Source organism: Neisseria sp. HMSC064D07 (assembly GCF_001837185.1).
GTDB classification, from domain to species: domain Bacteria; phylum Pseudomonadota; class Gammaproteobacteria; order Burkholderiales; family Neisseriaceae; genus Neisseria; species Neisseria flavescens_C.
Window position 1 is genome coordinate 54,980 of the sequence record NZ_KV831707.1, and the last position, 23,744, is coordinate 78,723.

Below are 23,744 nucleotides of genomic sequence, written 5' to 3' on the forward strand. Positions count from 1 at the left end.
AGCCGCCTTCGGGCGGCTGTGTGTTGAAACTTCGCGCATTTTTTGCAGCCAGCCTTTGGCAACCCAGCCGCCTTCAGGCGGCTGTGTGTTGAAACCAGTTTTTAAAGGCCGAGACATCCGAACAATCGACCAGCCGCCTTCAGGCGGCTGTGTGTTGAAACAGCAGGAATTTTGTTTCTTCCTTTTACCCAACTATTCCAGCCGCCTTCAGGCGGCTGTGTGTTGAAACGATTATTTCTGAATTACTTGTGATAACTTTTATCCCCAGCCGCCTTCAGGCGGCTGTGTGTTGAAACATCAAGAGGGCGCAGGCGAGAAAGAGGGCGATGCCCAGCCGCCTTCAGGCGGCTGTGTGTTGAAACAAAGTAAGGCATTTAGTGGCACAAGGTCGTCTAAACCAGCCGGCTGGGTGTTGAAACTCTGCCACCGTATCTTATGTCTGAGTAAGGAAGAGGGGCTGTATGTTCAAATATCGTCCAAGCAGACCGCTCTTCTTTTGATCCTTTGCTTTCCGAAGCTTTAGTGAAAGCTGTGAAGGATATTAGAAGCAAGTTATAAAGGTTAATCGATAACAATGCCGTCTGAAAAAGTTTCAGACGGCATTTTTTCTATTTGCATATTAAATTTAATATCATATTATCATTGCATCTGTATCAATTTGAATTTTTTAGAATTTCAATATGAAACCCCTCATTTACTACGCCCATTCCGCGCAAGATAAACTTGGTAATCTCTTACCTTACGAACATTGGCAAACCTTGCAAAGCCATTCTGTGAATGTTGGCGAAATGGCGGCGGAGTTTGCTCGGGTATTCGGTGCACAGGAAATTGCCTGCCAGACGGGACAGCTTCATGACTTAGGGAAATATTCCGAAACCTTTGACCACCGTTTGCATGGCGGCTCATCAGTCCATCATACTACCGCCGGAGCCAAAATTGCAAAAACGCTTGCTTCAGGGTGGGTTCCAAAGTATAACCTGTGGTTATCTTACTTAGGCTAGATAACTTTATTAATAAATTAAAAGGCAAAAATAATGGAAATTAAACAAACCAACTTAACCATCAAATCTCGTGCGGCGGTGGCATTCGCCCCAAATCAACCCTTACAAATTGTGGAAATCGACATAGAAATGCCGCGCAAAGGCGAGGTGTTAATTCGTAACACTCACACGGGCGTGTGCCATACTGATGCATTTACGTTATCAGGAAGCGATCCTGAAGGCGTATTCCCTGTGGTGCTTGGGCATGAAGGTGCGGGTGTGGTCGTTGCTGTGGGCGAAGGTGTGTCAAGCGTAAAACCAGGTGATCACGTTATTCCTCTTTATACCGCTGAATGTGGCGAATGTGAGTTTTGTCGTTCAGGTAAAACCAACTTATGCGTCTCAGTGCGTGATACGCAAGGTAAAGGCTTAATGCCAGATGGCACGACGCGTTTTTCTTATCAAGGTCAGCCGATCTATCACTATATGGGCTGTTCGACTTTCAGTGAATATTCTGTTGTTGCCGAAGTTTCACTGGCGAAAATCAACCCAGAAGCGAACCACGAACAAGTATGTCTGCTCGGCTGCGGTGTTACCACAGGTATTGGTGCGGTACATAACACAGCAAAAGTGCAAGAAGGCGACTCTGTTGCCGTGTTTGGCTTGGGCGCGATTGGTTTGGCGGTGGTACAAGGTGCGCGTCAAGCCAAAGCCGGTCGCATTATCGTCATTGATACCAATCCCGCAAAATTCGAGTTGGCAAAACATTTTGGTGCAACTGACTGTTTAAACCCGAACGATTACGATAAACCGATCAAAGATGTGTTGTTAGACATCAATAAATGGGGCATTGACCATACCTTTGAATGTATCGGCAACGTAAACGTAATGCGTCAAGCATTAGAAAGTGCACACCGTGGTTGGGGACAATCCATTATCATCGGCGTAGCGGGTGCAGGACAAGAAATTTCAACTCGTCCGTTCCAGTTGGTAACCGGTCGTGTTTGGAAAGGCACGGCATTTGGTGGCGTGAAAGGCCGCTCTGAACTTCCGAAAATGGTGGAAGATTCAATGAAAGGCGACATCCAGTTGGAACCATTTGTGACTCACACAATGACACTGGATCAAATCAATGAAGCCTTTGAGTTAATGCACGAAGGTAAATCGATCCGCGCTGTTATTCATTACTAAGGTACGCGATGAAACTGATTGAACAACATCAAATTTTTGGTGGTTCGCAACAAGTTTGGGCACACTACGCCCAAACGCTTCAATGCGAAATGAAATTTGCCGTCTATTTGCCGGATAATCAGGAGAATCGACCGCTTGGTGTGATTTATTGGCTTTCCGGCTTGACTTGTACGGAACAAAATTTCATTACCAAATCAGGTTTTCAGCGTTATGCGGCAGAACATCAAGTGATTGTGATTGCCCCTGATACCAGCCCTCGCGGAGAGCAAGTGCCGAATGATGCGGCTTACGATTTAGGGCAGGGTGCGGGTTTTTATCTTAATGCGACCGAGCAGCCTTGGGCGACGAATTATCAAATGTATGATTATATTTTGAATGAGTTGCCTAGTCTGATTGAGGAAAAATTTCCTACCAACGGCAAACGTTCCATTATGGGACATTCAATGGGCGGACACGGCGCATTGGTATTGGCACTGCGAAACCAGGAACGTTATCAAAGTGTTTCTGCCTTTTCGCCCATTTTGTCGCCAAGCCTTGTGCCTTGGGGAGAAAAAGTCTTTTCTGCCTATTTAGGAAAAGATCGCGAAAAATGGCAGCAATATGATGCCAACTCGCTCATTCAACAAGGCTATAAAGTACAAGGTATGCGTATTGATCAGGGCTTAGAAGATGAGTTTTTGCCGATACAATTGCGTACCGAAGATTTTATCGAAACCTGTCGTGCGGCAAATCAACCGGCCGATGTGCGCTTTCACAAAGGCTACGATCATAGCTATTACTTCATCGCCAGTTTTATTGGTGAGCATATTGCCTATCATGCGGCATTTTTGAAGTAAACCAAAGAGTGATTCGTGAATCGATCAAACGTTGGTATGAACGTTAATTTTTCATGTTAACGAAAATAAAAGGCATCGGATTGATGCCTTTTATTTTTTATAAATGATGAAAAATAATGCGATTAAAATGAGCTAGCTTGCCCACTTTATTTAAATATCCCCCCATTCCAGTCCAAACCGTTGCAAATACTTTCTCAATCGGTCGCTGTCATTAACTTTTGCCCTTTCTGTTCGGGAGACGTTGAACAATGCACGGCCGGCAGCGGCCATATTGGGATGTTTGCGGCATTCGTCGATGACATGTTGCAGTTGTAGTTTGTCGAACAAATCCAATGTGTCCCAATCGACTTTATCGGGATAGTCTTGTGTTTTTTCAGACAGCCTTTTATGTAGGAGGCCGTCTGAAAAGGGTTCTTCCGACCATAACCATTTTAGGCGTTCGATTTCAGCTTGGACTTGTTCTACCTGTATCCTGCCTTGTGGCGCGAGTGTGGCCAGGCGCATGATGCTGGCGGCGAGGTCGCGGAAGTTGCCGCGCCATGGTGCTTGGTCTGAGTGGGCGAAATCGAGGTAGGCGGCTAAGGCTTCTTTGTTGAAGCGGGTGGTTCGGCCGAGTTCTTGTGAGGCTAGGGCGAGCTGGTGTTCGACGTTGGGCTCGATGTCTTCACGACGGTCGGCAAGTGCGGGCAGTGGGTAATTCCAGATGTTGATTCGGGCGAACAGGTCTTCGCGGAAGCGTCCGGCGCGAATTTCGTGGCGTAGGTCGCGGTTGGTGCCGACGATGAGTTGGAAGTCGCTTTTGACTTCGCTGTCGCTGCCGACGGGATAAAAGTGTTTCTCTTCAATGGCTTTGAGTAACATGGCTTGTTCGTCTAAGCCCAATTCGCCAATTTCATCTAAAAACAATACACCGCCGTCAGCAGTTTTCAGATAACCTTCACGTTTTTCTGCGGCGCCGGTAAAGGCACCTTTTTTGTGGCCGAACAGGGCAGATGCTGCGCCGTCACCGCGAAGGGTGGCGCAGTTTACATCGACAAATGTGCCTTTAATCAGATGGCGTGCTTTTTTCAATTCAAAAATCCTGCGTGCCAGCATGGATTTTCCTGCGCCTGTGGGGCCGGAAAGTAGAATGGGGGAAGGGGAATTGAGTGCGACTTGTTCGATTTCGGCAATCATGCGGTTGAAGGCAGTGTTTTGGGTGGAGATGCCGCTTTTCAGGTAGCGCACTGCGTCATCGCGTACGGCGGCAAGGCGTTCTGCCAGTACGTCGTAACGAGCCAAGTCTAAATCGATGATTTCATAACTGCCGACATTGCCGTCCTCCATACTGCGTCTTTGATTTTTGGGCGGAGCGGTTTGTAACAGTACGCCGGGGATTTGACGCGATTCCACCAATAAAAACAGGCAGATTTGGGCAACGTGTGTACCCGTAGTGATGTGGGTGAGATAGGTTTCTTCTTCAATATTAAATGTATAGCCCGCTGCCCAGTCGTGCAGCTTGGTGTAAACCTCGGAAAAATCCCACGGGTTTGCCAGCTCCATAGGTACGAGATTGACGGCAGTGTGCGGCGACACATCTTGAATATCGGCTTTTACATGATCTGCCAAATCACGGTATTTCTCCGCATAGAACAGCTCCATACGGTCGAGATGAAAATCTTGACGCTGATTCATGGCGACATTTGGCCGCCATTTCAACCAACGCCCTTGACCGAAACCTTTATCCAGCACTGTACCGAGAAAGCTGATGGCGACTTGTTTTTTGGGATTGGTATTCATGTTTCAGACGGCCTTTAAATTATTTTTTCCAGGACAAACGCGCCGTAATCATCGCCCAACGGCAGCTCGAAATCCGTATGCAGGATTTGGCGTTTTACTTGTACGGTTTCGTCAGTTTTCGGATTAAAACCTTCTTTTAAGGCCGTCTGAAAATACACACCGAAGCCACGTTTCTGCCACGCAGGCAGTTCGTTGAAATTGATATTGTTTTCAAATAACAAATCGTGCTTTTGCACGCGTGTCAGGCCGCTGACGGCATCTGTGGCGCGGGACACGCTTTCTCCTTTCTTGCGCAACATCCAATAGCAGTGGGCGTTGAGCGCGTTGCGGTATGAGTCTTCGTGCCGCCAACGGAAATAATCGACCACCAGTTTTTCGTTCGGCAAAACGCAAACCCGTGCATCAAAAGCGGCGGTCTGTCCGTGCGCCACAGAAAAGGCGGCGCTGGCTTCACCAGCCAATACAGAAATGATTTTGCGCGTTTTGCGTTTGAACGTATCGTCGTCTCGGCGCAGCAACAGTGAAATTTCATCGCTTTCCGAATAGCCGTACGCCACATTGAAGCCACATTTCATCAAATGACGGACGGTGTGCGCCATCAGATCGCGGAAACGAATGTCGAATGGGGCTTCAAACTGCCAAATTTCCTTGGTTAGTCGTGTAAAACCGCGCCCGTCTAAGCGTACAACAATAAAATTTCCCTGTGGTACGCAAAAGTCATAAGCGGTTTCGTATTGTCGCAAGCGTTTGTCCAAATCATCGAATCTCATCATATATCCTTGTATATTTTATTTTCTATAAAACTATCTAAAAATATATTTTTTAGTATTCTACGCTTCTTGCCGATAAAAGCCACTTTAAAATATATTTTCTTTATATTCAATAAACTAAAAATTATTTTTATAAAAATTTTATTCTTGGCACGCTGTTGGCTATGTTGTGAATGTAACGATACAGCAGATGCTTCGGGAAATACAGTTACCGGAGAAAAATTTTCCGTAAATCTAGTTGCTGTGTGGTTACAGGGCGAATGCCAACAAGACTACATTTGGATTAACAGGTTCGAATCCTGTCTCGTCTGATAGACGTTGAACGTCTTGTTTATTTAGTCGCCCACCCTTTTCCAATATGGCAGGCAAATGCCTTGGAAACTACATCTGTCGCAGGTTCGAGTCCTGCCCCACTTTCGGCGGGTAGCTCAGTCGGTTAGAGCAATCAGGCGTTTCCAAAAAACTCGTTGCTTGCCGTACTGCCCCTTATCAATACTTTCAGACGACCTGAAGGAGACACAGCCATGACTGAACCATTCCATATCGCTTATCAACTGCACGATGCAGGCTGGGCAAGCGTTACCGTGAAATATGGCGAAGAAAGCCATCAGCAAGCCGTTTCCTATCTACATGATTCGCTGAAAGATTTATGTAATTTAGCACTCGCCCTACAAAGCGGCGCCAGCATCACTGAGGCAAAAGCCCTGTTTTTAGACGAACCCGGTGAACTTGCCTTACTGGTATCTGCTGCCGAACAAAGCAACGAAGCTGAAGTGAAGCTGATTTATTCGAACGACTGGTATTTCAGCTTCAATTTCAATCGCAGCCCACAACAAGCCTTATGGCACGGCAAAGTAGGCCGGTATGAATTGGCAGAAAACATCCGTCTGATTTTAAGAGATATTTATCTAAATATCGGCGAAAAAGAATATTTGGAACGATGGATAGAACATCCGTTTCCGAAACAAGATTACCTGAAGCTCCGCCACCTTTAAAGAATAAATATGAACACTTGGCTAATCATCGACGTCATCGTTTTTTCGACTCTGGCTTGCTGGTCGTTCCAAACCAGCCGCAGCCGTAAATGCGAACAGGCTTGGCGGGAGCAGACTTTTCCCGAAGCGGAATGTAGTTTGATAAAGGAAGGCTGCCGTTACGACATCATACTTTCAGACGGCCGAGCCTTCCACCAAGCCGAAATACTCGGTACGGCGCAAGGCAAAGAAGCAGATTTTCTGTTCGGCTATGGGAACATGCTTGTACTGCGTCTTTCAGACGACCGCAAAGCCTATGTGCGGCAGGCATGTATCCGCTGCATGGTTGAAAGCAAGATTTTAGGGATTAATAAAAAGTTTAGGGCGCAACCGGCAAATACCGGAGGAATTACAGCCTGCTAAGCTCGAGGTCGCGGGTTCGAGTCCCGTCTCTGTCGCCAACTATGGCAGAGTAGCTCAGAGGATAGAGCGCGTAAAAATTTCTCCACTCTTTGTTGCCCAATGTGCCACCCCTTATGGGCGAATGCTATTAGGATTACATTCCTTTCTTGCTACAAACCCGAATGATCCTAGTAAATCTAGTCACCCTACGGCAGTAGGCGGATGCCCGACTGGAAGAGAATACATTAGCTTTCAGTTAAAAACGCTTCTCTTCATCTTTAGCCGCCACACTGCCACCCATTCAAGGCCGTCTGAAAAACAAAGCTAAAACAAGTTCAGACGGCCTCAAACCAACAATATGAAAGAAAATGAAAATGGCTAATACTACCTTGTTTCAATCTATTAAAAACCGTTTGATTAAAACCGATACCTATAATGAAGCCGGCGGCATCGCCTACACGCTGACACCCAAACAACAGCTGGCCCAGCTTGCCGCTACCGGTTGTCTGAACAATATCTACTATGCCGATGCCCAAAGTCAGCTTGACCAAGTGTTGAAATTGGCAGAAAGCCTAGATGTCGAGTTTATCGCTAAAACTGCCGTATATGCCCGTCAAAAAGGTTTTATGAAAGATATGCCAGCGCTGTTGCTTGCCGTGTTGGCACAAAAAGACGTGAACATGCTTGCCCGCGTATTCGACCAAGTAGTGGACAACGGTAAAATGTTGCGCAACTTCGCGCAAATCATCCGAAGCGGCGCGGTCGGCAGAAAATCCTTCGGCAACCGTCCGAAAAAACTGATGCAGACCTGGCTTTTGACCGCCACCGAAAAACAATTGTTGAACGCCGCTATCGGCAACGCCCCGTCGCTGGCGGACGTGGTCAAAATGGTGCATCCCAAACCGCGTGAAGCATGGCGTGCCGCCTGGTTTGCGTGGCTTATCGGCAAACCGTACGACCGCGAAGCATTGCCGCCCATTACCCGCGCCTTTGAAGACTACAAACAAAGCCGAGAAGGCGAATTGCCCAACGTTCCTTTCCAAATGCTCACTGCTTTAGACTTGAACAGCGGCGACTGGGCGCAAATCGCCCGCAACGGCTCATGGCAGCAGGTCCGTCAAAACCTGAGCACTTTCCTGCGCCACGAAGTGTTTGCTAAAAGCAAAAACATCAAAATGGTGGCAGAAAAACTGCGTGACGAAACCGCCATTGCCCGCGCCCGCGTCCTGCCTTACCAATTGCTGACCGCGTATCAGGCAACATCTAATCAAATGCCGTCTGAAATCCGCGAAGCACTGCAAGATGCGATGGAAACCGCCGTACAAAACGTACCGGTCATCCAAGGCAAAGTCGTGGTTTGTCCGGACGTTTCCGGCTCTATGCACAGCTCGGTTACAGGCTATCGCGGCAGTGCGTCCACCAAAACCCGCTGCATCGACATTGCCGCACTTGTGTCCGCCGCCATGTTGCGTACTAATCCGCAAGCCCGCGTGATACCGTTTGAGCAAATCACGGTAAACGTGAAGCTCAACCCACGCGACAGCATCATGACCAACGCCGAAAAACTCGCCAATATCGGCGGAGGCGGAACAGCATGTAGTGCACCGCTTGCCATGTTGAACCGTGAAAAAGCTGAAGTGGATTTGGTCGTCATCGTGTCAGACAACGAAAGTTGGGCAGATGACAGCCAACGATGGGGTGGTAAAACCAGTCTGATGAAAGAATGGGACATCCTGAAAAAACGCTGTCCCGAAGCCAAACTCGTTTGTCTGGATATCCAGCCCTACACCAAGGCTCAAGCACGAAACCGTCACGATATCTTGAACATCGGCGGCTTCTCCGACCAAGTATTCTCCCTGATCGGTTCCTTTGCCGAACGAGGCATGGGTACAGATTTCTGGGTAGAAGAGATTGAGAAAACGCCGTTGGCAGTTGTGAACTGAAGCTAAGGCCGTCTGAAAAAAGGGTAGAAATATTTTTCAGACGGCCTATTTATTCAGGGTAAGCTGAGAAAAATAATAAGGAAACAAAATGCAAAAATTTATCTTAATCCGCGGTCATCAAGGTTCGGGAAAATCGACGTTTGCCGAACAAAAAGCCGCCGAATTTAAAGTACAGTATCCGGATGCGGAAGTGGTTCGTATTGAAAACGATTTGTTCATTACCGATGAATACGGTGAATATCGTTGGTCGGGCGAAGCAGTGGATAAGGCGCAGAAACGCGGCAATGCCTTGATGACTGAAACCTTGAGACTTGGACGTCAAAATCCGAATCGAAATATTTTGATCATTAATTCCAATACCAACCAAAAAGCTTCGCGTTGCCGTCATTTATTGGATCTGGCGAAAAAAAGCGGTTTTGAAACAGAAGTCTACCGACTGCACAATTTCTATCCCAACCTACACGGCGTGAAAGAGCATGACGTGTTGGCGGCGTATATCAAGCTGAACCAAAACCGTGTGGCAAACGAAATCCACATCGAGGCTGTGCAACCGGCAAATGCGGAACAGTTAGAAAAAATCGAACAGATGCAGGCTATCGAGCATAAGCCGTTGGTGTTTGATGAGGTGCAGCAAACCTTTGTGACCGATCACTATCTGCAACACGGCAGCCGTAACTTTACTGCCAAAGCATCCAAGCGCTATCCTGAATTGCGCGTGTTGAAATACGCACGCAGCGTGTTCTATAACAACCGCTTTGATGATGCTTTGCTGGAAATGCGCGGTTTGATTATCGACACGCACAACCGCATCATCGTGCGTCCGTTTAAAAAAGTGTTCAATTATTCGGAGCGTATTGCCAAAGGCAGCCGTTATCCGATACGAATCAGTGACGAGAGATTGGTGGACGCAGTGGTGAAAGTAAATGGCTTCCTCGGCTGCTGCACCTTCGTCTCGCTTTCAGACGACCATCCGTCTAAAGGCGCTTCGTTTGACAGCAAAGTGCTGTATTCGACTACCGGATCGCTTGATAGCGCGTTTGCCGACATGACCGCCGCACACTGCGCGCAATACGAAACCCTGTTCCGCGCTTATCCGAACCACACTTTTTTGTTCGAAATCACAGACGCGAAAGACGTGCACATCATCCGCGAAGCATTGGGCGAAACCTTAATCGGCTGCATTGATGTGGCGACCGGCCGTCAGTTTAGCGAAGCGGAATTGGACGAAATCGGCAAACAATACGGCATCCGTCGTCCCGAAATGCTGAAAAACATCACGTTCGGCGAGCTGAAAGGCCGTCTGAAAAACGTGGAACATGAAGGTTTTATGGTGTTTGATGCGCAAAACGGCGAAATGCTGTTCAAACTCAAATCGCCGTATTACCTGATTTCCAAGTTTCTGGGACGAAGCAACGAAGGCAATATCGGCCGCAAACTGGACAAACGCCATGTTGATGAAGAATTTTATCCTTTAATCGACTATATCCACGAGCATCAGGAAGCGTTCAACGCTATGCCGGAATTGGATAAAATCGCGTATATTCAGGCGTTTTTGAGACAGTTGTAAGGCCGTCTGAAAATATATGGGGCAACGCGTATTTATTTTCCGCGCTCGTACGCTTCGATTTCGCCGACTTTAGGTGCATAGCCGCTGTTTGTGTCGTGGCGTAAATCCAACCAGATATCGACCAATGCACAAGCAGCCGGAGCGGCAATCACGTTTTGCCCCATACATAAAACCTGCGCATCATAGTTTTCCACTGAGCCGCGGAGTGTGAGTAAATCATGCGCAGTTGCCGCCCGTATGCCACGCACCTTATTGGCGGCGATTGCCGTGCCCACGCCGGTGCCGCAAATCAACAGCGCACGGTCAGCGTGTCCTGCAGCGACTTCTTCGGCCGCGGCAAACGAGAGTTGAGGATAGCTTCCTTCGGGCGAGGATAAATCGACCAAGCTGCTGACGCGCGGATCGTTTTGCAGATACGTTTTGAGCGCGTCTTTCAATATTGCGCCGTTGGCCGGCGCGGCAATAACCAAACGCATAAAAACTCCTTGAAGCACACAATAAACATTATTCAGCATACGCCCGCGCGTGATACGATTCAAGCCTGCAACGCAGAAAGCACGGTATGAGCAAAACCTACTTCACATCAGACCTACATTTTTCACATAAAAACATTGCTAAATTCTGCCCGCAATTTCGACCGTTCGATAACGTGGAGCAGATGGATGAATTTTTAATTCAGACATGGAATGAAACCGTTACGCCTGAAGATACGGTGTACAACTTGGGCGATTTTTCCTTTGCCCAAGACCATAAGCAGATAGAGCGCGTTTTGTCGAGCTTGAACGGGCAGCATCACTTGATTTACGGCAATCATGATCATGTGATTCGGCAGCATGCCGATTTTTTCCGCAGCCAAACCAAGCATGACGGCCATCCGTTGCTGTCGTCCATACGGCCGTATTTGAAACTCAAATTGCCGGAAATTAAGAATACGCTGGTTCTCTTTCACTATCCGATACAGGAATGGGACGGCTGCTATCAGGGCTGGTATCACTTGTACGGCCATTTGCATGACAGGGTGGCGGAAATCAAAGGGCGTGCTTTAAATGTCGGATTCGATTTGCACGGCCGTTTTTTGACGGCGCAAGACGTCGATAAGTTTTTGTGTGATTTGCCTAAAATTTCGTATTTTGGTGAAGCAGGGTTGAAAGCCAACTCGCCGGAAGAAGCGGCAGAGCTGGTGTCTCGGAAACTGGCGCAGTTAAATCAGGTATAATTTCAGACGGCCTTTGCGGATTTCCGGCAAAGGCCGTCTGAATATCAATTTCCTATTTTTGAGTGATACATGGAAAACCTTTTGGCTTACTTACTACAAAAAATCAGCCTCCCTAATCAATTCAGCAAGGACAAGTCATGAGCGGTAAGCCTTTGAAGTATCCCGTTTCCGCTTTGGTCGTTTTGCATGATAAAGACGGCAATATCCTGCTGATTGAACGTACGGCGCCGCAAGGTTTTTGGCAGTCGGTCACAGGCAGCTTGGAAGAGGGCGAGCGTATCGAAGAAACCGCATGGCGCGAAGTGTGGGAAGAAACCGGTATCCGCCTTGTAGAAGGACAGCTGGAAAACTGGCACGACAGCACCGTTTATGAAATCTATCATCACTGGCGCCATCGCTATCCCAAAGGCGTTTTTGAAAACCGCGAACACATCTTCTCCGCCCAAATTCCGCGCGATACACCTATCGTCCTACAACCGGACGAACACGTTGCCTACGGTTGGTTTGGTGCGGAAGAAGCGGCGGAAAAAGTGTTTTCGCCTTCCAATAAACGCGCAATTTTAGAATTGATTAAAAGGCTGAATGCCAAAAAGGCCGTCTGAATACGACAGTTTCACATTTTCAGACGGCCTTGGGTTTGCTATACTTTCGCCGTTTGACTCTCTTTAAAATCAAAGGAAACCATCATGGCAGACTTCAACAAAATCCTGACCCCGGGCGACGTGGACGGCGGCATCATCAACGTTGTCAACGAAATCCCTGCGGGCAGCAACCACAAAATCGAGTGGAACCGCAAACTGGCCGCTTTCCAACTCGACCGCGTTGAACCGGCAATTTTCGCCAAACCGACCAACTACGGCTTCATTCCGCAAACTTTGGACGAAGACGGCGACGAATTGGATGTATTGCTGGTGACCGAGCAGCCTTTGGCAACCGGTATTTTCCTGGAAGCACGCGTTATCGGCGTGATGAAATTCGTTGACGATGGCGAAGTGGACGACAAAATCGTCTGCGTTCCAGCCGACGACCGCAACAACGGCAACGCCTACAAAACTTTGGCCGATTTGCCGCAACAACTGATCAAACAAATCGAGTTCCACTTCAACCACTACAAAGACCTGAAAAAAGCAGGTACCACTAAAGTTGAATCTTGGGGCGATGTAGAAGAAGCGAAACAAGTCATCAAAGAATCTATCGAACGTTGGAACAAACAAGCCTAATCGGTTTGTCCCATCCAATATCAAGGCCGTCTGAAAATCAGATTTTCAGACGGCCTTTTTATATCTCAGCAGCCTATCAATCCTTCAAGCATTTTCAAACTGATATTTCAAACGAATCAATCATATTATTTTAAATAATTGTTCCCTAAAGCCGAAATTTCAGACGGCCAGAGAATAGGTTTTCTAGATTGCAATTACAGCATCAGCCCCAAAACGCTTTTTCAAATCCTGCCGCGCATTCTGGTGGCAATTCCCGTTGTAGTAAATCATGCAGAGCAGAATATAGTGCTGAAGGTATGTCGCAGCTTTCTTCATCGTAAAACTCTCCGCCTGCTTTCCGCCATTCGCACTCAAAATCATAAATTGCCAATAAGGTTTGCATTAGTATTGCTATGGAAGGTGCGACAAGGCAGCGATTTTCTATCGTACCGTAACCTGTTATCAGCCAATAAACAGGACTATCGGGGGCAGCAGTATCGGCAAAAAGAATTGAATCGTCGAACATTATGCCAAATATCGCCCATTCTTCACGCCAGCCTTGTGTAGGCAGATATTGCTTGGTCTTCCTATCCCAGCCGAAGGCCCAATCGTGCCAACTGTTGGGCAACTTGGGATAAGTTACCCAATGTAAAAACAGAGTTTCCATTTCCAGCCAATAATTGGCAAGTGGATTGTCGGAATGCCATGTACCGTCCATATGGCGGTAGAAATCTGCTAATGCACCCAAATGCAGATGACGGTTATCTTCCAGTGGGGACAGTTCCTGCAACGTTTCTGTATAGGGAAAACCAAAGGTTTGTGCGAAGGTGCGTATAAGGGAGTGAGGCATAAAGTTTGCTTGCTGTATTTTTACGGTTTAAGTCCGTGGAAGATAATGGATTATAGTGGGTTTAATTAGAATCGGGCTTGATGCAGGCTAATGATGTAAGTCATCTGTTCAATTTATTTCTAATCTGCCAACGCTCATCAGTCAGAACATAAATATAGTAAATTCAAATTAGCTATAGGTAAGTGCGGCATTTTACCGATATAACAAAATCGTCTTTAAAACAAACAAACCATTCTTTCTCATTTTCAGACGGCCTCATTAAAGTAACGCCTATACCAAAAATAAGGAGTGCTTCAATGACTGCTACCACAACCGACCCACGAGCCAAGCTACCTGAGACGCCTTTGTCCGGCAACGAAGCCTTGAAAGAGCGCAGCGATTATCTGCATGGCACGATTAAGGAAGAGTTGAAAGACGATTTTACCGGCGGCTTTACCGCCGACAACTTTCAGCTTATCCGCTTCCACGGCATGTACGAACAGGACAACCGTGATATCCGTGCCGAGCGTACCGAACAAAAACTTGAACCCTTAAAAAACATGATGTTGCGTTGCCGTCTGCCCGGCGGCATCATTACGCCGAAGCAGTGGCTGGGTATTGACAAATTTGCCGGTGAAAACACGATTTACGGCTCCATCCGCCTGACCAACCGTCAAACCTTCCAATACCACGGTATTCTGAAAACCGATTTAAAACAGGCGCATCAGGCATTGCACAAACTTGGTTTGGATTCCATTGCCACAGCCAGCGATGTCAACCGCAATGTGTTGTGTACCAGCAATCCTGTGCAAAGCACTTTACATCAAGAAGCCTATGAATGGGCGGCGCGCATCAGTATGCACCTTCTGCCGCGCACCATGGCATATGCCGATGTATGGCTGGACGGTGAAAAAGTGTTCACGACCGAGCCGACCGAGCCGCGCAATAAAGAAATTGCCGACGATGTAGAGCCGATTTTGGGTAAAACCTATTTGCCGCGCAAATTCAAAACCGCCGTTGTGATTCCGCCTGATAACGATGTGGACATTCATTCAAACGACTTGGGTTTCGTGGCGATTGCAGAAAACGGCAAGTTGGTGGGCTTCAATGTATTGGTCGGTGGCGGTTTATCCAGTGAACACGGTAATACCAAAACTTATCCGAACACTTCTTACGAATTCGGTTTCGTACCGCTGGAATACACCCTCAACGCCGCCGAAGCCGTCGTCAGCACCCAGCGCGACTGGGGCAACCGCAGCGACCGTAAAGCAGCGCGTACACGCTATACGCTGCAACGCGTCGGTGTGGATGTGTTCAAAGAAGAAGTCGAAAGACGCATGGGCATTAAATTTGAACCCATCCGCCCTTACAAATTCACCCATCGCGGCGACCATATCGGCTGGGTACAAGGGCATGAAGGCAACTGGCATTTGACTTTGTTTATTGAAAACGGCCGCCTGCTCGATTATCCCGGCAGACCGTTGAAAACAGGCATCCGCGAAATTGCCAAAATCCATCCCGGCGACTTCCGTCTGACTGCCAACCAAAATCTGGTGGTTGCCAATGTACCGCCCGAATTGAAAGACACGATTGATAAAATCGCCAAAGACCATGGCCTTATCAGCAAATCGATTACCATCCAGCGTGAGAACTCAATGGCCTGCGTTGCCTTGCCGACTTGCCCGCTGGCGATGGCGGAGGCCGAACGCTTCCTGCCGACATTCTCCGATAAAATTGATGAAATGTTCGCCAAATATGGCTTGGAAGACGAATACATCGTTTTGCGCGTAACCGGTTGTCCCAACGGTTGCGGTCGCGCCATGCTGGCGGAAATCGGTTTGGTCGGTAAAGCAGTCGGTCGCTACAACCTTTACGCAGGCGGTAACCGCGAAGGTACCCGCATCCCGCGCCTGTTTAAAGAAAACATTACCGAACCTGAAATCCTTGAAATTGTCGAAGGCTGGGTGGCCGATTGGGCGCAAAACCGACTCGATGATGAAGGCTTCGGCGATTTTGCCGTCCGCACCGGTATCGTCAAACCTGTATTAGATGCACCTCGCGATTTCTGGGCATAATGCATACAGACAACCCAACAAGTCTGCAATAAGAAAATAGAGAAGGGCTAAAGGCCGTCTGAAAATCAGATTTTCAGACGGCCTTTTATATTGTGCGAGTTTATATCAAAGATGGGGTATAAACCGAATCAGCGACGGCGGCCAAAGCCTCGCCCCATGCTTGGGCGGCGGTAGTTGGAAGGCTGACGCGCGGTTTCGCGGTAACGCTGTTGCTGTTGAGCGTTTTGTTGTTGCGCATTTTGCTGTTGGGCACGCAGGGTGCGCGTATTTAGCTGTTGGCTGGTGCGTCCGTTTGGACGTGCGGTTTGATAATAGTTAGTACGGGCTTGACGGGCAATCGGGCTGTTTTGATTGCGCGCCTGTGTGAATTTGTTGGCCAATGCGTTGCCGATAAATGCACCGGCTGCCGCGCCCACCAAGCTTTGCAGCAGCCAGCTGCCGGTGGATTGGTCGTAGATGTATTGTTGACCGTCTGTACCGGTTACCGGTTGGCCGTTGTTGCCGTTGGCTTGTGCCTCGGCAGGAATGGTGTCTTTCACGGCTTCAGGCGTGAGCTGGTAAACTGTATTGTCTTCTTGTTGGCCTGCTTGTTGTGCCAACTGTTGTTGCAATGCTTCGATTTGTTTTTGTTGCTGCTCAAGCTGCGCTTGGGTATTGTCTTTGCAGGCAGCGAGGGCAAAAGTGGAAAGGGCGGCTAAGGCAATCAGTTTTTTCATTGTTTTTCCTGAGAGAGGTTTGTCTTTGCCGAGATTTCGGCGGAGTGTGTTCGCCTAATATTAAACCATTTCCCTGTTTTTCAAGTGGTTTTACAAAATAATATTGGAAAGTTGCGCTGCAAATGCGCGGCTGTTGGCTGCCAGATTGCCCAGTGCAGGCATTTCGTGTTCGGTTTCGATAATCAGCAGGTTGGCAGGGCGGCGGGTGTGCAGGGACATTTGCATTTCAGCGGGAGAGAAGGGCATGTGATGGCGTTTGGCGAAAGCTTCGGCGCGTTTGTTGGCGGTTTTGAGCATAGGCAGCAGGGTAATGTCTAAATGGAAACGGCGTACGCCCAAAACCAAAATACGCGCTGCGAAGAAATCCGCTTCATCAGTAAAAACGTTGGGGCTGCTTTGATTGAAGTCGTGGCGCTCTGCGGCAATCAAAGTCGCGATGGTGCGCACTTGCGGAATCAGGGCTTCGCTGATGAGGCTGTCAGGCGAATCAGGCAAAGTGTGCATGTTGAGCATGCTGTGGTGGCTGTTGCTGTCAACGACCATGCGGCAGGTGTGTAACATTTGGGTTTGGCTGTGGATTTTAGTTGAGGCAGTCATGGCTGTATTCCTTATTTCTTAAAAATGGGTGGATTTAAGCGGCCATGGTGGGTATAAAAAAAGCCGCTCAAATGAGGCGGCTCTAATTTGCGTATTTTCAATTTGGTCTGTTTTAGACAAGCGCAAAAAAGTACCGCACGTTTGTGTGGTACCAATAGAAGAAAGTAGCAGAGCGTTGCGCGGTTTGCATGATGAAAATACGTCTTTAATGTATAAAAGAATGGAACGTAGTTTAAAACAAGAATGCCAGTAATTTCAATATCCAATCGACAAAACCCACCAATAAATCTACAAGTTGTTGTAATCCTTCCAATTTATTTTCTTTCGAGTGAGTCAAATCTGCACAATTATAATGCAAAACCGGGCAAATTGATAACAATCCGAGCAGGCTCTTTAAAAAGGCCGTCTGAAATTCAGCTTTCAGACGGCCTTTATTTTTGTTTATCCAATCAATAAACGTCGCGTTGGTAGCGTTTGTCTTCGCGCAGGTCGTTGAGGTAGTCTTCGGCTTCGTCACGGCTGAGTTTGCCTTGGGTTTCGATGACTTCGATCAGGGCGTTTTCGACATCGCGTGCCATGCGGGCGGCGTCGCCGCAGACGTAGATGTGTGCGCCTTGTTGCAGCCAGTTCCAAACTTCGGCGGCGCGTTCGGTGATTTTGTGTTGGACGTAGACTTTGTGTTCGCCTTGTCGGCTCCATGCGAGGTCGGCGCGGGTGAGGAGGCCGTCTTTGCGCCATTCGCTCCATTCGAGTTGGTAGAGGAAGTCGTCGGCCAGGCGTTGGTTGCCGAAGAAGAGCCAATTTTTGCCGCTGTCGCCATTGGCTGCGCGTTGTTGCATAAAGGAGCGGAATGGGGCGACGCCTGTGCCTGCGCCGATCATGATGATGGGGGTATCGCCGTTTTGGGGTAGGCGGAAGTTGGGGTTGGGTTCGACAAAGACGCGGACTTCGCTGCCTTCTTCGAGGCGTTCGCCCAAGTAGCCGGAAGCTGTACCGGTGTAGGTGTGGTCGTGGTGGTTGAAACGGACGACGCCTACGGTAAGGTGGACTTCTTCACCGACTTCGTCTTGTGCGGAGGCGATGGAGTAAAGGCGCGGGGTTTGTGGGCGGAATAGGCTGTATAGGGTTTGTGCGTCCAGTGGGTGTAGATGGGCGGCAAATACGCCAACGGGCGGTGTGGCGGCGAGATAAGCGTCTAGTTGGGCTTTATCTGCGGCTATGATTTTGAGTTCTTCGTTGTTTGTTAATTCGGCGTATTGTTGGACGAATGCAGGTGTGTTTTGGGTAATGTCTGCAGATTCGGTCAGGGCGGTACGGATGTCGGTTTCGCGGCCGTCTGAAAGTTGGACGGTTTCGTTGCCGTTCAGTTGGTTGAGGTCGAGGATTTCTTGAACGAGGTCGGCGGCATTCAGCGGCCATACGCCGAGTGCGTCACCTGCCTGATAATGCAGACCTGAGCCGCTGAGGTCGATTTCGATGTGTTCGACGTCTTTCTCTGCGTCGCGCGAGGTGATTTTTTGGCGCACGGATAGGGTGGCTGTGTAGGGTTTTTCTTTGGTGTAGACGGTGCCGCTACTTGGTGTTGCTGAGCTGTTTGGTGTAGCGGTTGGACTTGGGCTTGCTGCTTGGGCGGTTAATTTGGCTACTTTGGGTACGACGGCGGCAATCCATGCGTCGGCATCAGCTTGGAATTCTAAGTCGCAAATGCCTAAGTCGTTCAGACGGCCTGCGCCCAGTTCGGCAAATTTGGCATCAAAGTCTTTGCCTGCTTGGCAGAAGTTGGGATAGGAGGAATCGCCAAGACCTAAGACGGCAAAGGTCAGTTTGCTGAGATCAGGTTTCTTTTTGCCGTAGATGAATTTGTACAGGGGCAGGGCTTCTTCGGGCGGTTCGCCTTCGCCTTGGGTGGAGGTAACTAAAAGCACGATGTCTTCGTCGGGCAGGGTTTTGCTTTTGAAATCGCCTGCACTGCTGAGGCGGGCTTCTACGCCGGCAGCTTGAAGTTTGGCATGTAAGGATTCGGCAACGCTGCAGGCATTGCCGGTTTGGGAGGCGGAGAGGACTAATACGCGGCGGCTGACTGTCGAGGCAGCTGTTTGCAGGGCAGATGGTTGGGTTGCTATACCGGATATGCCTTGGCTTTGCGCCCAGCAATAGCCGGAGAGCCAGGCAAGTTGGGTGGGGGATAGTGTGGAGAGTTGGGCGGAAAGTTCGGGTGGAAGCGGATTGGCTTGGCTCATTTGGATTCCTTTGTTGGACGGCTATAACCGATTGTTTGAATAATGGACAGTCGCCACTTTAAACAGGCCGTCTGAAAAAAGGAAAGAATGCTTGGTTTTAATTTAAGATGATTTCGTTATATTCGGGAAGGTATTAGGCCGTCTGAACATGCTCGTTCAGACGGCCTTGGATTGGATAGAAACGGGATTTTCAGTTGCCGCTGGAGAGTTTCATCACTACGACGCCGGAGATGATGAGAAATGCGCCGAGCCAGCGGCCGATGTTGGCGGCATCGTTGAAAAATACAACGCCTACCAAAAAAGCTCCTGCCGCACCTATGCCTGTCCAGACGGCGTAGGCTGTACCCATCGGAATACTTTTTTGGGCAAGGTAAAGGAGGTATCCGCTGCCGACGATGCAGGCAAGCGCGGCGGCAAAGCCATGCCAACGGTAGCCTTCTTGTTGTGCCAGCTTCAAGCCCAATGGCCAGCCGATTTCCAGCATACCGGCTAAGATTAAATAAAACCAACTCATAATATGTCCTGATAGTGTGTTAAGGTTTCAGATGGCCTTGGAAAGATTGTTTTCTTCCGAGAGTTCAACACGTTGTCCGATGTCTTTTAGATTGGAGTATTGTTCGACCAAGCGCGGTACGTCGTCCAAGCTCATTGCAAACATCCATAAATAAGTGCTGACGGAATAGATATGGCCGGCGCTGCCATAGCCTTTAAGCGTCATGTGTATAAAGGCGAAGCCGAACAATACGCTCATCGCCATGCCGATACTGAGATAGCCTAAGGCTTCGCGGTTGGAAATCAGCACGCGTAGTTTGGCAACCCAGCCGTAGTGGCAGTAGAGCTGATGCTCGTTGCCGTCGCGGATAAGGTGGTTGTCGCGTTCAAGCCGGTTGTTTAAACGGAAATATAGGTTTTCGCTGATGGTGGCAAAACGCGACAGCAACCATAAAAACAGGGCAAGTATCGCGACAGCCAATACGCCCACCCAAAATTCCAATATCAGCAACATCATACATGCACCGAAGATGGAGACCAGCGAAGTAGCAGCAATGGGCAGGTGTTCTTCAAAAAAACTGACAAACTCGCGCGATAGGGCGACGCGTGCGGTAATGGCGGAATGCGGTACTTCTCGCTTGCGCTGTTCCAAAACGACCGGGACGGCGATTTCGGTATAGATTTGGGTAAACGTACGCGTATCGGCTACTCGGCGGGCGGCGCCGACCAGCCACATCAATAAAACCACCACACCATACAACATTGCCTGCCAGACTTTGCCTTCCATAACGGCATTAATCGCCCAGCCGCCAAATACGGGATATATCAGCAAGAGCAGATTATCCAAGCCGACGAGAGAGAAGGTTGTGATGAGTTTGCGGCGGTGTGTTTGACCGATGTGTTTCAACATTTTCCACATGGTTGCCCTCCTTATTTAGTATTGAGGGTTTGCGCCATTAATTCGGCCAACGCGTCCAAATCGGCAAACAGTCGGGCTGCACGTTTTTCACCGAAGGCGGTAAATATTCGTTTGCTGAATTCCTGCATGTTTTGCACCAATGGTGTGGCAGATTCCTTGCCTTGCTCGGTCAGTGACAATAAACGTTCGCGTTTGTCTTGTTCGCTTTCGTGGAATGTCAGCAAGCCTTGTTCCGCCAGCGTTTTGCATGTGCCGGAAACGGTTTGCTTGGGCAGGCTCCATTCTTCGCCTATGTATTTTTGAGTGCGGCTGCCTTCGGTGGCTAAGGTATAGAGAACGGCTAAGGTGTTGTAGTTGGTGTTTTGCTGTTTAATCCATTGGTCAAATGCGCTGTCTATGTGGCTAATGCGCATACCGAGTTGGTCGAGCTGATTCATAAATTGGTCTCAATATTGACTAATTGGATGCGGATTATAGTCATGTTTAGGACTAATTGCAAATAGAAGGCCGTCTGAAACAATCATTTTCAGACGGCCTTGAAACCGTTAAAATAATTAATGTAAAAACGATATATTCAAACTACGATAAACCTAATAAAACCATCTTCAGCACATACGCCATGATTCATTTCTTATCTCAAAATATCTCCTCCAAACAAGCCACTGCCATCGGGCTGCTTGCCGTTGCCTTGTGGAGCTTCGTCATTTCTCTGATACGCTCTTTGAGCCTGCATATGGGGGCAGTGGGCGGCGCGGCAATGATGTACACCCTGTCCACTGTATTGATTTGGCTGATTTTCGGCCGGCCGCATTTGCGCAATTACAACCGCAGCTATTTGTTTTGGGCAAGCGTGTTTTTTGTCGGCTGCGAACTGTGTTTGTCGTTATCGGTCGGTTTCGCGCAAAACGCGAGACAGGCGGTGGAAATCGGCATGGTCAATTATTTGTGGCCGACGTTTACCATCGTCGGGGCGGTATATTTCAACAAACAGCCGTCAAAATGGTGGATAGTCATCGGCTTTGTGCTGTCATTTTTGGGGATTGCCACTGTACTGGGCGGTGATGTCGGTTTGTCGATTTCCGGCATCTACCACAATGTCCGCACCAATCCCGGCGGCTACATCATGGCATTTGCGGATGCGGTGTTTTGGGCGGCATATTGTACGCTGACGGCGCGGGTGAAAGCAGAGGGCAGCAGCGTCGGCTTCTTCTTTGCACTGGTGTCGATGCTGTTGTGGATAGAGTATTTTCTCAGCGGCGCGGATACGTTGAGTTTTGATTCCGTATCGCTCGGCTATGCCGTTGCCGCTGCATCTTGCATGGGGTTGGGCTATGCAGTGTGGAATATCGGTATTTCGCGCGGTAATCTGACCGTATTGGCGGGCGCATCTTATTTCATTCCGGTATTGTCTGCGGTAGTGTCCTCGTTTTTGATCAGCGCGCCTTTGTCCATGACGTTTTGGCAGGGGGCGGGAATGGTGTGCTTAGGATCGATTGTATGTTGGTTGGCGACCCGGAGAAAACAGATGGTGTGAAGCAATATCCCATAGCTTTGCGATATAACGAAAACAGCTTTTTTAACAACCAAACATTCTTTCCCATTTTCAGACGGCCTGTTTAAAGTAGCAGTCAGTTTGAGAAATCACGAGAAATGGGAAAGAATCATGACCGCAGCTTCCGCTCCGCTTTTGCGCTTCATTACCGCCGGCAGTGTCGATGACGGCAAATCCACCCTCATCGGCCGCCTGCTCTACGACAGCAAAACCTTACTGACCGACCAGATTGACAAGCTCAACCGTGCCGCTGAAAACGGCGAAACGCCTGATTTTGCCAGCCTGACAGACGGCCTTGCCGCCGAGCGCGAACAAGGCATTACCATTGACGTGGCCTACCGTTATTTCGCCACGCCCAAACGCAAATTCATCATCGCCGACACGCCGGGACACGAGCAATACACGCGCAATATGGTTACAGGCGCATCGACTGCGGATGCCGCCATTATTTTAGTCGATGCCACGCGCGTCGATTTTTCCGGCAGCGAGCCCGTCCTTCTGCCGCAAACCAAACGCCACAGCGCGATTTTGAAGCTCTTGGGCTGCCCCAATATCATTGTCGCCGTCAACAAACTCGACCTGCTCGACTTTGACGAAGCCAAATATCAAACCATTACCGAGGCCTACCGCAAACTGGCGGAACAAATTGGCCTCAAAGCACAAATCCACTTCCTGCCCATCAGCGCTTTAAAAGGCGACAATATCGTCAATGCCAGCAGCCAAACCCCGTGGTATCAAGGTTTACCGCTTCTGCCTTTGCTCGAAAGCCTGCCCGTCAACCGTCAAAATGCCGCCGACCAAGCCACGCATTTTCCCGTACAACGTGTGGCGCGCCAAGACGGCAGCAGCAGCGACGACTTCCGCGGCTATCAAGGCAGATTGGAAGCGGGCCGTCTGAAAGTGGGCGATGAAGTTAAAGTTTTGCCCAGCGGTCATGTTGCCAAAGTTGCCGAAATCTACAATGCAAACGGTAAAACCGAATCTGCCGAGGCAGGGGAAGTGTTGACTGTCGTTTTGGATGCAGACATCGATATTTCACGCGGCAACAGCATTGTTTCAGCCAACAGCGCCATTGTTCCCGAGCAACAATTCCAAGCCGCACTTTGCTGGTTTGACGATATTCCGCTCAATCTGCGCCGCAAATATTTGCTGAAACACACTACCCAAACCACGCCGGTAAAAATCAGCGAAATTGCCTATGTTTGGGACGTGAACACCCTCAGCCGCGTCGAATCCGCCGAAACGCTCAAGCTCAACGACATCGGCAGCGTCAGTTTCAAAACCCAACAGCCGCTTGCTGCTGCCGCATATGAAGACAACCATGCACAAGGCGCGTTTATTTTGATTGACGAAGCCACCAACCATACTGTCGCGGCAGGCATGATACGCAAAGTCAGCGAAGCAAACAGTTTTGAAATTTAAAAGAAAAGTTGAAATAAAAAAAAGGCCGTCTGAAGTTTCAGACGG

General features: G+C 48.9%; 22 protein-coding genes, 1 pseudogene and 1 CRISPR repeat array. Of the genes and pseudogenes, 13 read left to right on the forward strand and 10 right to left on the reverse strand.

What is annotated here, in order from left to right; all coding sequences use genetic code 11:
* Positions 1–419: direct repeats of the CRISPR family, unit length 32 nt; unit sequence CCAGCCGCCTTCAGGCGGCTGTGTGTTGAAAC.
* Positions 420–680: 261 nt separating this feature from the next.
* The 3 genes and pseudogenes from HMPREF2608_RS09775 to fghA all read left to right on the forward strand — a co-directional run.
* A pseudogene (locus tag HMPREF2608_RS09775) lies at positions 681–941 on the forward strand (HD domain-containing protein); the annotation flags it as partial.
* Positions 942–1,061: 120 nt separating this feature from the next.
* Positions 1,062–2,171, forward strand: a complete 1,110-nt coding sequence (locus HMPREF2608_RS09780; RefSeq protein WP_210402785.1) for an S-(hydroxymethyl)glutathione dehydrogenase/class III alcohol dehydrogenase — start codon at positions 1,062–1,064, stop codon at positions 2,169–2,171.
* Positions 2,172–2,179: 8 nt separating this feature from the next.
* Positions 2,180–3,007 (forward strand): S-formylglutathione hydrolase, encoded by an 828-nt coding sequence (gene fghA / locus HMPREF2608_RS09785; RefSeq protein WP_070826862.1) that lies wholly within the window; start codon positions 2,180–2,182, stop codon positions 3,005–3,007.
* Between the two features lie 150 nt (positions 3,008–3,157).
* Here the strand turns inward: fghA and rtcR are convergent, their stop codons facing one another.
* Entirely contained in the window at positions 3,158–4,786 is a 1,629-nt protein-coding gene (rtcR, locus tag HMPREF2608_RS09790) for an RNA repair transcriptional activator RtcR (RefSeq protein ID WP_070826864.1), read from the reverse strand.
* Between the two features lie 14 nt (positions 4,787–4,800).
* The gene (locus HMPREF2608_RS09795) at positions 4,801–5,556 is read right to left on the reverse strand and encodes a tRNA(His) guanylyltransferase Thg1 family protein (protein ID WP_070826866.1); all 756 of its coding nucleotides are present in this window, start codon (positions 5,554–5,556) and stop codon (positions 4,801–4,803) included.
* Positions 5,557–6,080: 524 nt separating this feature from the next.
* Between HMPREF2608_RS09795 and HMPREF2608_RS09800 the strand changes: the two genes are divergently transcribed.
* The 4 genes from HMPREF2608_RS09800 (at position 6,081) to HMPREF2608_RS09815 (ending at position 10,442) form a co-directional block, all read left to right on the forward strand.
* Positions 6,081–6,551, forward strand: coding sequence for a hypothetical protein (locus HMPREF2608_RS09800; RefSeq protein ID WP_070826867.1), 471 nt, complete (start codon positions 6,081–6,083; stop codon positions 6,549–6,551).
* A gap of 9 nt (positions 6,552–6,560) precedes the next feature.
* On the forward strand, positions 6,561–6,953 hold the full coding sequence (locus HMPREF2608_RS09805) for a hypothetical protein (RefSeq protein ID WP_070826869.1): 393 nt from the start codon (positions 6,561–6,563) through the stop codon (positions 6,951–6,953).
* A gap of 347 nt (positions 6,954–7,300) precedes the next feature.
* Positions 7,301–8,875: a vWA domain-containing protein gene (locus tag HMPREF2608_RS09810; RefSeq protein ID WP_070826870.1), complete on the forward strand. Its 1,575-nt coding sequence runs from the start codon at positions 7,301–7,303 to the stop codon at positions 8,873–8,875.
* A gap of 88 nt (positions 8,876–8,963) precedes the next feature.
* A complete protein-coding gene (locus tag HMPREF2608_RS09815) occupies positions 8,964–10,442 on the forward strand; it encodes an RNA ligase (RefSeq protein ID WP_070826872.1) in 1,479 nt (492 codons plus the stop codon).
* 32 nt (positions 10,443–10,474) lie between these two features.
* Here the strand turns inward: HMPREF2608_RS09815 and HMPREF2608_RS09820 are convergent, their stop codons facing one another.
* The gene (locus HMPREF2608_RS09820) at positions 10,475–10,918 is read right to left on the reverse strand and encodes an RpiB/LacA/LacB family sugar-phosphate isomerase (protein WP_070826873.1); all 444 of its coding nucleotides are present in this window, start codon (positions 10,916–10,918) and stop codon (positions 10,475–10,477) included.
* Between the two features lie 86 nt (positions 10,919–11,004).
* Between HMPREF2608_RS09820 and HMPREF2608_RS09825 the strand changes: the two genes are divergently transcribed.
* The 3 genes from HMPREF2608_RS09825 to HMPREF2608_RS09835 all read left to right on the forward strand — a co-directional run bounded on the left by HMPREF2608_RS09825 (position 11,005) and on the right by HMPREF2608_RS09835 (position 12,878).
* Positions 11,005–11,658, forward strand: coding sequence for a phosphoesterase (locus HMPREF2608_RS09825; RefSeq protein ID WP_070826875.1), 654 nt, complete (start codon positions 11,005–11,007; stop codon positions 11,656–11,658).
* 137 nt (positions 11,659–11,795) lie between these two features.
* Positions 11,796–12,260: a dihydroneopterin triphosphate diphosphatase gene (nudB, locus tag HMPREF2608_RS09830; RefSeq protein ID WP_070826877.1), complete on the forward strand. Its 465-nt coding sequence runs from the start codon at positions 11,796–11,798 to the stop codon at positions 12,258–12,260.
* Between the two features lie 84 nt (positions 12,261–12,344).
* On the forward strand, positions 12,345–12,878 hold the full coding sequence (locus HMPREF2608_RS09835) for an inorganic diphosphatase (RefSeq protein ID WP_003678634.1): 534 nt from the start codon (positions 12,345–12,347) through the stop codon (positions 12,876–12,878).
* A 202-nt stretch (positions 12,879–13,080) separates the two neighbouring features.
* Here the strand turns inward: HMPREF2608_RS09835 and HMPREF2608_RS09840 are convergent, their stop codons facing one another.
* Positions 13,081–13,707 carry a hypothetical protein gene (locus HMPREF2608_RS09840; protein ID WP_070826878.1) on the reverse strand — a complete coding sequence of 209 codons (627 nt, stop codon included), beginning with the start codon at positions 13,705–13,707 and terminating at the stop codon, positions 13,081–13,083.
* 296 nt (positions 13,708–14,003) lie between these two features.
* Between HMPREF2608_RS09840 and cysI the strand changes: the two genes are divergently transcribed.
* Positions 14,004–15,761: an assimilatory sulfite reductase (NADPH) hemoprotein subunit gene (gene cysI, locus HMPREF2608_RS09845; RefSeq protein WP_070826880.1), complete on the forward strand. Its 1,758-nt coding sequence runs from the start codon at positions 14,004–14,006 to the stop codon at positions 15,759–15,761.
* A gap of 128 nt (positions 15,762–15,889) precedes the next feature.
* On the opposite strand, the gene HMPREF2608_RS09850 is transcribed toward cysI, so the two are convergent.
* The 6 genes from HMPREF2608_RS09850 to HMPREF2608_RS09875 form a co-directional block, all read right to left on the reverse strand.
* Complete coding sequence (locus HMPREF2608_RS09850; RefSeq protein WP_070826882.1) at positions 15,890–16,477, reverse strand: hypothetical protein; 588 nt, start codon at positions 16,475–16,477, stop codon at positions 15,890–15,892.
* 90 nt (positions 16,478–16,567) lie between these two features.
* Entirely contained in the window at positions 16,568–17,074 is a 507-nt protein-coding gene (locus tag HMPREF2608_RS09855) for a hypothetical protein (protein ID WP_003685697.1), read from the reverse strand.
* Between the two features lie 449 nt (positions 17,075–17,523).
* Entirely contained in the window at positions 17,524–19,314 is a 1,791-nt protein-coding gene (locus HMPREF2608_RS09860; protein ID WP_070826884.1) for an assimilatory sulfite reductase (NADPH) flavoprotein subunit, read from the reverse strand.
* Positions 19,315–19,504: 190 nt separating this feature from the next.
* Complete coding sequence (locus HMPREF2608_RS09865; RefSeq protein WP_070826885.1) at positions 19,505–19,828, reverse strand: DMT family transporter; 324 nt, start codon at positions 19,826–19,828, stop codon at positions 19,505–19,507.
* Positions 19,829–19,855: 27 nt separating this feature from the next.
* Complete coding sequence (locus HMPREF2608_RS09870; RefSeq protein WP_070826887.1) at positions 19,856–20,725, reverse strand: ABC transporter six-transmembrane domain-containing protein; 870 nt, start codon at positions 20,723–20,725, stop codon at positions 19,856–19,858.
* 11 nt (positions 20,726–20,736) lie between these two features.
* The gene (locus HMPREF2608_RS09875) at positions 20,737–21,162 is read right to left on the reverse strand and encodes a MarR family winged helix-turn-helix transcriptional regulator (protein WP_070826889.1); all 426 of its coding nucleotides are present in this window, start codon (positions 21,160–21,162) and stop codon (positions 20,737–20,739) included.
* Positions 21,163–21,344: 182 nt separating this feature from the next.
* Between HMPREF2608_RS09875 and yddG the strand changes: the two genes are divergently transcribed.
* Positions 21,345–22,259 carry an aromatic amino acid DMT transporter YddG gene (gene yddG / locus HMPREF2608_RS09880; protein ID WP_070827037.1) on the forward strand — a complete coding sequence of 305 codons (915 nt, stop codon included), beginning with the start codon at positions 21,345–21,347 and terminating at the stop codon, positions 22,257–22,259.
* 129 nt (positions 22,260–22,388) lie between these two features.
* Positions 22,389–23,699, forward strand: coding sequence for a sulfate adenylyltransferase subunit 1 (locus HMPREF2608_RS09885; protein WP_070826891.1), 1,311 nt, complete (start codon positions 22,389–22,391; stop codon positions 23,697–23,699).
* Positions 23,700–23,744 lie beyond the last annotated feature (45 nt).